The 12,331-nt window shown below is 62.3% G+C and carries 10 protein-coding genes; all 10 read right to left on the bottom strand.

The features are described 5' to 3' along the window. Positions 1–70 precede the first annotated feature (70 nt). The gene (locus tag C4K39_RS08360; RefSeq protein ID WP_124346113.1) at positions 71–919 is read right to left on the bottom strand and encodes a flagellin domain-containing protein; all 849 of its coding nucleotides are present in this window, start codon (positions 917–919) and stop codon (positions 71–73) included. 221 nt (positions 920–1,140) lie between these two features. Then, positions 1,141–1,410 (bottom strand): hypothetical protein, encoded by a 270-nt coding sequence (locus C4K39_RS08355; protein WP_124346112.1) that lies wholly within the window; start codon positions 1,408–1,410, stop codon positions 1,141–1,143. Further along, positions 1,407–2,696: a motility associated factor glycosyltransferase family protein gene (locus C4K39_RS08350; protein ID WP_124346111.1), complete on the bottom strand. Its 1,290-nt coding sequence runs from the start codon at positions 2,694–2,696 to the stop codon at positions 1,407–1,409. Before C4K39_RS08350 ends, C4K39_RS08355 begins: the two co-directional genes overlap by 4 nt. Positions 2,697–2,777: 81 nt before the next feature. Further along, positions 2,778–3,704 carry a ketoacyl-ACP synthase III gene (locus C4K39_RS08345; protein WP_124346110.1) on the bottom strand — a complete coding sequence of 309 codons (927 nt, stop codon included), beginning with the start codon at positions 3,702–3,704 and terminating at the stop codon, positions 2,778–2,780. A gap of 217 nt (positions 3,705–3,921) precedes the next feature. Beyond that, positions 3,922–4,974 (bottom strand): pseudaminic acid synthase, encoded by a 1,053-nt coding sequence (gene pseI / locus C4K39_RS08340; protein ID WP_124346109.1) that lies wholly within the window; start codon positions 4,972–4,974, stop codon positions 3,922–3,924. Continuing rightward, on the bottom strand, positions 4,967–6,472 hold the full coding sequence (gene pseG / locus C4K39_RS08335) for a UDP-2,4-diacetamido-2,4,6-trideoxy-beta-L-altropyranose hydrolase (protein ID WP_124346108.1): 1,506 nt from the start codon (positions 6,470–6,472) through the stop codon (positions 4,967–4,969). Before pseG ends, pseI begins: the two co-directional genes overlap by 8 nt. Next, on the bottom strand, positions 6,469–7,176 hold the full coding sequence (gene pseF / locus C4K39_RS08330; protein ID WP_124346107.1) for a pseudaminic acid cytidylyltransferase: 708 nt from the start codon (positions 7,174–7,176) through the stop codon (positions 6,469–6,471). The genes pseG and pseF overlap by 4 nt, the downstream gene beginning before the upstream one ends. After that, complete coding sequence (gene pseC, locus C4K39_RS08325) at positions 7,173–8,345, bottom strand: UDP-4-amino-4,6-dideoxy-N-acetyl-beta-L-altrosamine transaminase (protein WP_124346106.1); 1,173 nt, start codon at positions 8,343–8,345, stop codon at positions 7,173–7,175. Before pseC ends, pseF begins: the two co-directional genes overlap by 4 nt. Beyond that, positions 8,342–9,343, bottom strand: a complete 1,002-nt coding sequence (pseB, locus tag C4K39_RS08320; protein ID WP_124346105.1) for a UDP-N-acetylglucosamine 4,6-dehydratase (inverting) — start codon at positions 9,341–9,343, stop codon at positions 8,342–8,344. Before pseB ends, pseC begins: the two co-directional genes overlap by 4 nt. Before the next feature lie 9 nt (positions 9,344–9,352). Beyond that, positions 9,353–12,289: a TIGR00180 family glycosyltransferase gene (locus C4K39_RS08315; RefSeq protein ID WP_124346104.1), complete on the bottom strand. Its 2,937-nt coding sequence runs from the start codon at positions 12,287–12,289 to the stop codon at positions 9,353–9,355. Positions 12,290–12,331: the final 42 nt, after the last annotated feature.

Below are 12,331 nucleotides of genomic sequence, written 5' to 3'. Positions count from 1 at the left end.
CACCACCTCTTAAAGTAAAAAAGCGAGAGAGCACGACCAGCGCACTCCCCCGCCAAAGCTTAGCCAGCTATTACTGAAGCAGCTTCAGTACAGCGGATGGCAGTTGGTTGGCCTGGGCCAGAACTGCGGTCGAAGCTTGTTGCAGAGTCTGCTGCTTGGTCAGCTGGGCAGTTTCAGCAGCGAAGTCGGTATCTTGTACGCGACCCAGTGCAGCACTGGCGTTTTCGTTGATGTTCTGCAGGTTGGAGATGGTGCTGGTCAGACGGTTCTGGGCAGCACCGAGGTCGGCACGGCTGGAGTTGATGGTCTGCAGCGCCTTGTCGATGGCATCCAGCGACTTGGTAACGTTGGTGTCGATGTTGGAGCTGTCGCCGGTGATGGCGATGGTGCCGGAGTCAACACCCAGGGTGGAAGCGTCGAAGCCGCTAGCCAGGGTGATGGTGATCTGGTTGGTAGCGCCAGTGTTGGAACCAACCTGGAAGGTCATGGTGCCAGCAGTACCGTCGATCAGGTTCTTACCGTTCAGGTTGGTCGACTTGGCGATACGGGTCAGCTCGTCCGACATCTGCGAGAACTCTTTGTTCAGAGCAGTACGGTCAGCAGTGCCGTTGGAGTCGTTTCGAGCCTGAACAGCCAGTTCACGCATACGCTGCAGGATGTTGGTGGATTCTTGCATCGCACCTTCAGCGGTCTGGGCGATGGAGATACCGTCGTTGGCGTTCTTGATCGCCATGTTCTGACCACGGATCTGCGAAGTCATACGGGTAGCGATCTGCAGGCCAGCAGCGTCGTCTTTTGCACTGTTGATCTTCAGGCCGGAAGACAGGCGAGTCATCGAAGTCGACAGAGCGTCGGAAGCGCGGTTCAGGTTTTTCTGAACGCTCAGCGATGTAACGTTAGTGTTTACTGTTAAAGCCATGACGAATTCCTCGTTGGTTGGGTACTGCGGCTTCCGGCCCTGGCAACCGCCGGGTAATGGCCTAGAGAACCTTCGTAATAGTTATCGTCGCGGATGCAAGTTGCTTTAGGGCTTTTTCAAAAATATTTGCCATCACCCTGCCACCCCTTTAAATACAAGGGCTTAAACCCCTACCCAACGAAAAACTGACGCCAGAAAACCTTGCCCGACAAGGCACACATTCAATCGGCGAACCCCTCCTGCAGCCAATCCACCAGTTCATATTCCAGATAGTCGGCGAGCCCCAGCCAGTCCTGCGCCTCCTGGCACGCCAGCATCGCCCCCAACAGCCGGGCCCAGTCCTGCTGAAACGCCCCTGGTGCGGTATCCACCCGTGCCTGCACCGACTCGAACAGCTCGACCATGACTCCCGCCGCCTCGACATCGCACCCCAGGCGAAACAGCCTGGCAACCGCCCGAGCGCGGGCCAGCAACGGCTCAAGCGGCTTCATTGGACATAGTCTCCGTGGAAGGTGGTACCGGCGATCATCGCGCCGCTACGGCTGGTATTGAAGAAAGCAACATCAGGCCGAGTCTCGATGTATCGCTCCAACTCGCAGAGGTAACTGCGAAAATTGAGCTGGGTCCTCACCCGCTGCCCGTGACCATCGAGCACCCAATGCCTGGCCACACCCAGCTGAGGCCCCAGATCTCCATCTTCCCAGCCGGCATGGGTACGGTTTAGCGCAAACGCAAAATCCGCACCGAATAGCGTGATGCGCTTGCCGCCCATCCTCACTGCCAGATCTACCGCCGGATGAATCACGCTCCCGCCAGAGTGCAGTTGCGCGCGAGGCAGGCGCTGGCGCAGCGCCTGGAACACATCGCTGGCCGAGTAGCCGACATAACGCGGCCCCTGCCAGCCTTCGAGCACCTGCGGATCGGCCAGGGGCATATAGACCAGGATCGTCCCCTCACTGTCCTCGGGCGGTAGATGCCGAGTGGAGATCCGCTGGTCGATGCTCACCACCAGATCCGGCCGGATGCCATTCCTGCGCAGCGGCATATAGGCCGTATCGACACACATCAACAGCGGCCTGTGCGCCTGGCCGGCCAAGGCACGCAATGCACCAAAGTGCTGCTCCAGGCTCGGCCCGGTAGCGATGACGAAAACCTCTCGCCCAACACAGGTATCGAACAGCCGGGCGACATCAGGATCGATCGCGACCCATGGCTCCACGGCCACAAGCCGCTCCTGGAGCTGCTCCACATCTTCACTGAATAGTCGGTTATTGAAGGCCAGGTGGGTCTCGCTGATCAGCCGGTCACGAATCTTCGCGCTGTGATCGTCCGCCAGCACCAGCTCGGCCGGCAGGGCGAAGAACGGCAACTGGATCTCGCGCAAGTCACCGGCGTACAGCAACTCCACCCGCGGATCGGCCAGCCAGCCGTCCTGCTCCAGCAGCTGCAGCACCAGCTTGAACACGGCGCCGTTGAGAATATGCACATAAAGGCGCTCAAGGGATGGCCTGGCCAATAACTCCAACTGCAGGTCGCCAAGCCCCGTTCCATACAAATGCAGCACCGCCTCCTGGGGCAAGCTGGCCGCCTGTTGCCGAGCCTCCAGGGTACGGTCATGGCGGCTGGTCAACTGGATGCCGGAAATGCTCAGGGTCGACCCCAGTCCTTGCACCAGGTCCGCCTGCAGGGCGGCGCCATCCTCAGCCTCGATCCGGGCCTGCAGCGCCGGCCAGCGCTCCTTCAGTACCCGGGCGTTATGTTCAAAGCAGTCGCTCATGCTGCCTCGCCTTTGAGTAGTGCAAAAAAAAGCGCTCAAGACCATGGCTTGAGCGCCCCATTTATCGCCGTGAGCAGGTCGTCACGCGCGGTAGATGATCGCCGACCCCCAGGACAGGCCAACACCGAAGCCGCTCAGGGCCACGCGCTTCCAGCTGGAGTCGAACATGTGCTTCTCCAACAGCAGCGGGATGCTCGAAGACACAGTATTGCCGGTTTCCACCATGTCCTTGATGAATTTCTCAGGATTGTCCTCGAAACGCCGGGCCACGGCGTCAACGATGGCGGCGCTGCCCTGGTGGATGCAGAAGGCATCGATATCCTCGGGCTGCAAGCCTGACTCACCCAGCAGTTCGTGCAGGTGGGCCGGGACCTTGAGCAGGGCGAAGTTGAACACCTGGCGGCCATTCATGAAGAACACACCATCGGACACCTTCAAGTGTGCAGCTCCGGAGCCATCGGTACCGAACTTGGCCTTGCCCAACTGCCAGGGCGCATCCTCACCCAACCAGGTGGCGGTCGCCGCATCACCGAACAACATGGTGGTATTGCGATCCTCGGGATCGACGATCTTCGAATAAGGGTCGGCAGTCACCAGCAGGCCATTTTTCAGCCCTGCGGCCTCCATGAAGCCCTTGATGGCATAGATGCCGTAGACATACCCGGAGCAACCCAGGGAAATATCGAAGGCCGCCAGGCTGGTTGGAAGGCCCAGCTTGTCCTGAACGATCGCCGCGGTATGGGGCAAGCCCTCCTCGTCGCCGTTCTGGGTGACCACGATCAGCACGTCAATGGCTTCGCGCTTGAGTTCGGGGTTGTTGGCGAACAATGCATTGACAGCTTCGACGCACAGGTCGGAAGTTTCTTGGGCGGCCTCTTTGCGAGGCAGGAAGGCCGATCCGATCTTGCCCAGGATGAACTCTTCATCCTTGCCGAATTTTGCACCTTGTGCGTAGTTATCCAGGCCGGCTACAGGCACGTAGCTCGCAATGCTTTTTATGCCAATCATTACGGCTTCCCAATAATAAACAGCTCAATACCCCCGCTCAGTCTCCTGGCAGGGGCTGCCGAAAAAACACGGATGATTCCGCGAGCATAGCGTTATCGGGAAGAACCATGGGCTGTCACGCAAGGCTGGCGCCATCTTCCCGAGCCATACATTACAGTGAAGATGCACGTTATGACCTATAGGTCACGCCATTGGACCGAATCACCCGGATAAAGGCTTATTCGACGAGCGTCCAATCCAGCGCGGTGCCACGTTTCAGCGCCTGGCGCGCGCGCCGTCCGAGCAACGCCTCATAGTGCTTGGGCGCCAACCCCAGTCCGGGGCGAATCGCCCGTACATTGTCGGCGCAGAACAACTCCCCGGCCTGCATGTCCCGGGTGACATACAACGAACGGCGATACACCAGGGACTTGCCCTCGGCCTGGGTCGGGCCATAACGCACCTGCCCCATGGCCTGCCAGGCTCGCTCGGTTTCCACCACCAGGCTGGCCAGCTCCGCAGGCTCCAGGGAAAAGCTGGCATCGACGCCGCCCGCCGCGCGATCCAGCGTGAAATGCTTTTCGATCACCGTGGCCCCCAGGGCCACGGCCGCTACCGAAACCCCGACGCCCATGCTGTGATCGGACAACCCCACCTCACAACCGAACAACGCCCGCAGGTGCGGAATCGTCAGCAGGTTGCTGTTGGCCGGCGAGGCCGGATAGGTACTGGTGCACTTGAGCAGCACCAGGTCGCGGCAGCCGGCTTCGCGGGCAACCCGTACGCTTTCGTCCAGCTCGGCGATGCTGGCCATGCCCGTGGAAATGATCAACGGCTTGCCCGTGGCCGCGACCCGGCGAATCAACGGCAGGTCGGTATTTTCGAAACTGGCGATCTTATAGGCCGGAACCCCGAGGCCTTCGAGAAAGTCCACCGCGCTCTCATCGAAAGGCGTGGAAAATGCCAGCATGCCCAGCTCCCGCGCCCGGGCGAAGATCGGTTCGTGCCACTCCCAGGGGGTATGGGCCTGCCGATACAGTTCGTACAGGGAGGAGCCAGCCCAGAGACTATCCGGATCCTTGATGAAAAACTCACCCTGATCCAGGTCCAGGGTCATGGTATCGGCTGTATAGGTCTGCAGCTTCAGCGCGTGGGCTCCGGCCTTGGCTGCCGCCTCGACGATTCGCAAGGCCAGATCCAGCGACTGGTTATGGTTGCCACTCATCTCGGCGATGATCAGCGGCGCGGCACCTGCGCCCACGGAGCGCGAGCCGATCTTGAAACTAGTCATCCAGAGACTCCTTCAGTACACGGGTGAATTCGCAAGCCCCCTGCTCATAACCGGCCCCGCGAAACAGCGCCAGCGAAACCTGGTTCTGCGCCAATACCTGGGCCCGCAGGCGCTTGACCTCAGGCCAGTGGCGCATCAGGTGGCCCTCGCCCTGCTCCAGCAACGCACGCCCCCAGCCCTGGCCGAATCGCCCCGCAAACAGGTAGATCGACACTTCGGCCACTTCTCCCTGGCGATCGTAGCGCAGCATGCCCACAGGACCGTCAAGCAGCTCGGCAATCAGCAACAGGCGTTCTGGGTCGCCCAGGGCGCCTGTCAGCCATTGCACATGCTCCTGCCAGCCCGTAGGTTCGGACTGCCTTGACCAGCGCCTTACGGCTTCGGCGTTGCGCCCCTCGAACAACAGCCTGGCATCCGCGAAGCTGGCCGGCCGCCAGCGCAACACCGCGCAGAACAGCGCCGCAGCGACGCGCTGCACGCCCAGGCCATCCACCAACTCACGCCCGCGCTCGGCCAGGCAGTGACGCAAGCCGGGATTCTCGACAAGCAAGCCCAAGGCCTGGCGTAGCTGCTCGACACTGACCTCTTCGCAACGCCCCAGGTACAGATGGGCTCCCGCCTCGGCCAGTAGCCGGGCGTTGGCCTCCTGGTTAGCAGCCACGCTGACGCAGACGCTAGGCACCCCTAGCGCCGCACGCTCCCAACTGGTACCGCCGCCGGCCCCAAGGCACAGGTCGGCCGCCCCCAGGAGCCCGGCAAAATCCGCGACATAGCCATGCAGTCGCCAGTTCGGCCTGGTCACTGCCAGCATTTGCATGGCCTGCCAGTCAGGGTTTTCGTTGCCGGCGACAAAGTCCACGTCCAGCTCGGGCAATTGCGCCAGCGCCAGCATGGCCTTGTGAGTCTGGCGCGCAGCATCGAAACCACCGAAGTTCACCAGCACTCGTCGCGCTCGGGGCAGGATCACCCGCGCCGGACGCTGGAACGCCTCACGCAACAATGCGAAGCGCGGGCCGAACAGGGTGCGGCAAGTATCATCATGCAACCCTGCATAAGCCTCGGCGGTGCCGCTGAAGTTCTGGTCCAGCAACAAGTCCACGGCATGCCGGCGATTGGCCAGGTCGTCGATCGCGGCAATCCGTGGCGCCCACTGGCGTGCAGCACGCTGCCACTGATGATCCAGGCCATAGTGATCCACCAGCACCCAGTCGAAGCACGACTGCTCGCCCAGCACCGTAGCCAGCGCCGCGATATCCGCCTGCCAGGGCAAGGCGGCCTCGATGCCGGCCCCCGGCTGCTCGCCGGCATAGACCGCGGGCAACTCGAAAACCTGGAACCCTTCGGCCTGCAAGTCGGCCAGGCGATGGCCGGGCAAACGCCGGCAAGCGAACGCCACATTGGCACCTTGCGCACGCAGGGCCCTGGCCAGGGTCAGGCATCGGGCCACATGCCCGCTGCCGATGGCCGGCGAGGCATCTGCGCGAATCAGCACCCTCATTCCAGCTCGCCTCCGGCCTTGAGCGCGGCATACAGATACTCGGCACGCCGCCAGTCTTCCTCGGTATCGATGTCCTGCACCAAATGGCGCGGCAGGATCACTGGCAGGCTGCGAGGCGAAAACAGTACCTGGCCCTCCAGCCAGGCGTGGGTCCGCCCCCAATAGAACTGCGCGGCATCCTGGTAGGCCGCCGGCAGGTCCTGGGAGCGAACCTGGCGAAACTCCGGATACAGAGCCTGCACGGCGCCATCGGCATCGAGGGTCAATGCCCGCTGCACCGGAAAACCAAAGCCACACACCGAGAAAGCGAACCCTCGTTCCGGATGCGCCACCAGCGCTTCCAGCCCCTGGCGCAGGTAGCGCTGCTGCAGCAACGGCGCAGTTGCATAGATGCAACAGGCGTATTCGAACACCCGCCCCTGCTCCCGCAACGCCTGCAAGGCATGGACGATGACCGCGGCAGTGCCAGTGAAATCATCCGCCAGGCTCTCGGGGCGAACAAAAGGCACTTCAGCGCCATGGGCCACGGCCAGCTCGGCAATCTCAGGATCATCGGTGCTGACCACCACGTGCTGGAACAGCCCCGAAGCACGGGCGATGTCGATCGAGCGCACGATCATCGGTACGCCATCGAAGGGCTTGAGGTTCTTGCGCGGGATCCGCTTGCTGCCGCCACGGGCGGGAATGATCGCGACGGCGCTCACGCGGCCTCCGGTGCCCGGAGCAAGCGTTGCAACTGCTCGACCACATAATCCTGCTCGTCGTCGCTCAATCCGGGGTACATGGGCAAGCTGATGGCCTGGGCGTAATAGCGTTCGGCCTCGGGAAAATCCCCTGCGGCGAAACCCAGGTCCTGGTAATAGGGCTGCAGGTGCACCGGGATGTAATGCAGGTTGACGCCGATTCCCGCGGCCCTCAGGCCCTCGAAAACCTCTCGATGGGAACGCCGCAGGCCTTCAGGCTGCAACCGTACGACATACAAGTGCCAGGCCGACTGCGCTTCAGCCTGGGACCGCGGCAGCGTCAGCGGCAATTCCTGCAACCGCTGCCGGTAGCGCTCGGCCAGGTAACGACGGCGCTGCACGAACTCGTCCAGCTTGTTCAACTGTGACAACCCCAGGGCCGCCTGCAGGTCCGTCATCCGGTAGTTGAACCCAAGTTCGGTCTGTTGGTAGTACCAGGGGCCGTGGGAGTCCCCTCTCATCTGCGCCGGGTCACGGGTCATGCCATGGCTGCGCAAGCGCCGCAAATGGTCCGCCAGCTCAGCGTCGTTGGTCATGACCATGCCACCTTCGGCACTGGTAATGATCTTCACCGGGTGAAAGCTGAACACCGTCATCGCCGCGAACTCGCCACAACCCACCGGACGCCCGGCATAGCTGGCGCCAACGGCATGGGAGGCATCCTCGATCAGGATGAAGCCATAGCGCTCGGCGAGCTCCGCCAGCCGGCGCATGTCACAGCTTTGCCCAGAGAAGGCCACGGCCACCAGCACCTTGGGCAGGCGCCCCTTGGCAGCGGCGAACAGCAATTTGCGCTCCAGCGCCTGGGCATCGAGGTTCCAGGTATGTGGATCGATATCGACGAAATCCACCTGTGCCCCGCAATAACGCCCACAGTTGGCCGACGCCAGGAAGGTGTTGGGACTGGTCCACAGCCAGTCGCCGGGTCCCAGGCCGGCAGCCAGGCAAGCGATATGCAGGGCTGATGTCGCATTGCATACCGCCACGCCATGGGCCGCCTGGCAACGCAGCGCCATCGCCTGCTCAAAGGCCTCGATGCCCGGCCCCTGGGTCAGCCAGTCGGACTGCAGGACCTGCACCACGGCATCGATATCCGCCTGGTCCAGGCTCTGGCGACCGTAGGGGATCATGCCAGGATGCCCTCATGCAGCTCGGCAATCTGGCGCACGGAGAGAAACTGCGGATTGGTGTCGGAGCGGTACTCGAAATCCTCGGCTACCGGCACACCTTTCTCCCCTGCCCCATCCATGGCGAAATCAACATTGACGCTGGTAAAGCGAATGGACGGCTGGATCGTGTAGTGATCGGCGAACTCCAGGGTCATGCGTGCATCATCCAAAGGCACCATCAACTCGTGGAGCTTCTCTCCAGGACGGATGCCCACCTGCCTGTGGGGCAGATGTGGAGCCATGCCCGAAGCCAGGTCGAGGATGCGAATCGAAGGAATCTTCGGCACGAAGATTTCTCCACCGTGCATGCGGGCAAAGCTGTCGAGGACAAACTGCACACCATGGTCCAGGGTGATCCAGAACCGGGTCATGCGCTCATCGGTGATCGGCAGCTCGCTCGCCCCTTCGGCTATCAGCTTGTTGAAAAACGGCACCACCGAGCCACGGGAGCCTGCGACATTGCCATAACGCACCACGGCGAACCGGGTGGGCTGCTCGCCGGCAATATTGTTCGCGGCAACGAACAGTTTGTCCGACAGCAACTTCGTCGCGCCATACAGGTTGATCGGGCTCGCAGCCTTGTCGGTAGACAGGGCCACGACCTTCTTCACCCCATTGTCGATCGCCGCGGCAATGATGTTCTCGGCGCCATTGACGTTGGTACGAATGCACTCCGTCGGGTTGTACTCCGCCGCCGGAACCTGCTTCAGGGCCGCGGCATGGACCACGAAGTCGATACCGCGCATGGCCTGGCGCAACCGCTCGGCATCACGCACATCCCCCAGGAAGTAACGCATGCAGGGCGCATTGAAGGTCTGCTGCATTTCGTACTGCTTGAGCTCATCGCGCGAGAACACCACCACCCGCTTGGGCTGGTACAGCTCAAGCAGGCGGCGAATGAAGTTGCGACCGAAGGAGCCGGTACCGCCAGAGATGAAAATCGACTTGCCGTTGAACATGACGGGCTCCTATCCGAGCAGTTGCATCCAATTCACCGTCCTGGCAGTACTCAATTCAAACCCCTTGCCAGCCAGCTCCAGGTTTTCGTTGTAATTGACATCCTGGGCAAAGCGCACCGCCCACTTGTCCTTCAGGGCCGCGGCAGCCTGCGAGTCCTCGGCCAGGGTGCCCGGGTGCAGGATCTGCGCCTGCGGCGTCAACACGGTGAGATAACCGGCATCGGCAGTCTTCAGGCACAGGTCGACATCGGCGAAAGCCTGGTCGAAGTGTTCTTCGTCCAGTCCACCGACAGCCTCGTAGAGGTCCTTGGCCAGCATCAGGCAAACGCCGGACACCGCCGAGTAGTTCTTCTCCACCCACAAGCTGTTCATGTAGCCCGGTGCATCCTTGGCCTCGCCGGCAAAGGCCGCGCCCAGTTGGCCATTGGCCCCCAGGATCAGGCCAGCCTGGGTGGTCAGGCCCTGCTCATCGACCAAGCGGGCACCGACCACCCCGACCTCAGGACGCTGGGCCTGGTTGAGCAGGCTCTCCATCCAGTTGGCGTTGACCACCTCGGCATCCGAGGACAACAGCACCAGGTACTCGCCCTTGGCCTCGCGGCAAGCGGCGTTGTACAGCGCCGAGTGGCTCAGGCGTCGCTCACTGCGCAGCACGCGGATGCGCTCGCCACGGCCCTCAAGGCTGGCCAGCCAGCTGTCGAGCTCGGCATTCTGGCTATGATTCTCCGCGATCAACACTTCGTAGCGCTGGTAGCGGGTACGTTGCAGCACGCTCACCAGGCAGCGCTGCAACTGGGCGAAGTTATCCTGGCTGGCCAGGATGATCGATACCAACGGCCGCTCTGCATGCTGGTAGTCGATCTGGTAGGTACCTGGCTGCGCCGAGCCGATCTGGGCCCGATAGCCCCGTGCGGCCAGATTGCGAGTCAGTACCTGCCGCTCCTCGGCATGGGTTTCATCGCCCGGGGCCTGGCAAATCAGCAACGGCTCGGCCAGGTGCGCAAGGCCGCCCAAGCCACCGTCCTGGATCAGGCGCAGCAACACATCCAGCTCCAGCGCTTGCTTGAGCTCAGTGGAGAACCCGCCAATCGCCAACAGGGCCTGGCGTTGCAACAGCCAATGCCGCGCCATCAACGACGGCGCGCCCTGCAACTGGTCCAGGTTGATCCCTGGGCGCCACACCATGCTCAGGGTCGCATCGCTGCGGCGCTGGACCTCGTCCATGGCCACGGCACGAATGCCTTCGACGCCCGCCAACTCGAGGCTGGCCCGCAACAGGCCACTGGCGGTGAATTGATCGCCGGCCGCCGCCATCAGCACCCACTCGGCAGCGGACTGGGCCACCGCCTGGTTGATCCGCTCGACGTAGTTGCTGTGCGTCACCTTGACGAAATGCAGGGTGTCCCGGGCCGTGGTCGTGGCTGGCAGGTCGCCCGTGGTGAAGACCACCAGCTTGAACGCCTTGTAGTGGCTGGCGACCAGGCTATCGAGGGTGGCCTGCAACTTGACCATGCTGGCATCGAGATCGAGCAGCAGGATCTGTACCTGCGGCACGCCACCCTGGCGGGCCTGGTGCGCGGCGATCGCGCTCAGCTGTGCAGGCTGTGGAGCTCGCGCCTCGAGCCAATTGAGCAAACGGCCCGACCCGGTAGCGTCGAGCAGCTCGCGCCCCTGCGGCCCCGGCACCGACTCCAGGCGCTCGGCCCAGGCTTGCAGCTTGCGCAGCTCTTGTGGCTCGTCGCTGTCCTGCATGGCCTCGACCAGGCGCTTGACCACCTGGCGGTTGAACAGGTTCAGCCCCAGGGCCTCCCACAACCGGCTGCGCAGGCTGCGCGGCGTATCGTTGGGCTGCACGCGCATCAGCTCTTCCTGGCGCAGCAATACGCCTTCAAGCTCCTTGAGCTGGACCCGGCCGGCAGGCATCGCGTGCATGAGGAATTCGAACTGGGTCAGCAGATCGAACATCGGCTTGTTGTAGAACGGCATCTCGACAAACTGCTCCGGACCGAAGGAGCGTACCGGCTCATCTCCCACCTCGACCCAGGCCGAACGGAAGATCATCGTCCCCTTGAGCGAACGTCCGCTGGTCAAGCATTCGGCCATGACCGCGAAGCTGTCCAGGGCAATCTGCTTGACCTGCTGCGGGTCCCGGCCGCTGAAACCACTGGGCAACGAGGCCAGGAACTCCGCGAATGCCTCCCGCTGCGCCACCGACTGCGCATCGTTGTACATCAACACCGTCAGCACGTTGGTGTTGTGTTCCGAAGCCCCATAGTTGGCTTCACGCACGGCAAAGGGAATCGGCAGGACCCGCGCCTTGGCGCAGGCCAGCAGGTAGAAGCTGTGGCCGATCTCCTGCCATTCGAAATTCGTCCCCGCAGGCAACTGGTTGTACCACTGCTGCAACAGGTCGGTGCGGGTCACGGCATAGAATGGCGGCAGGAAATGCCCAAGGAAATCCTTGACCCGCTGTTCCGGATCTTCGCTGGCATAGTCCTCGATTCCCCGGCGATCGCGACGGTAATAGGCGGTTTCCGAAGCCCTGGCCAGGTACATCATCCCGTAGCCATGGCACACCCCGTAGTCGGGATGGGCTTCAAGGAACTCCACCGATGCGGTCAAGGCATCGTGGATCAGGAAATCATCATCGGCGGCAAACACCATGTAGGGCGTGGTCACCAGGTTCACGCCATAGGTCAGCTTGTCCTGCAGCCCCTTGTAGGTGAACTGCGGCAGGTGCCGGTAATCGACCTGGGGATAGCGCTGGGCGATGGACTCGTCGGCTTGCGGCGAGGAGTCCAGCACCAGGATCGAACACGGATAAGTGCTGTAGTACTGCAAGGTACGTTGCAGGAACGCCTTGCGCTTGTGAGTCATCACCACCAGTGTGATTCGTTCGCTCAACGGCGCTGTATCAGTCTTCATTGTCTTGTCTTCAACCCACATATGCCTTTCCCCACCAACGGCCAAGCGCCTGGTTCCTGCCGC

The organism is Pseudomonas sessilinigenes, from assembly GCF_003850565.1.
GTDB lineage: Bacteria > Pseudomonadota > Gammaproteobacteria > Pseudomonadales > Pseudomonadaceae > Aquipseudomonas > Aquipseudomonas sessilinigenes.
Note: the sequence above shows the minus strand (reverse complement) of the source record. Positions and strands in the feature narration are given on the sequence as shown.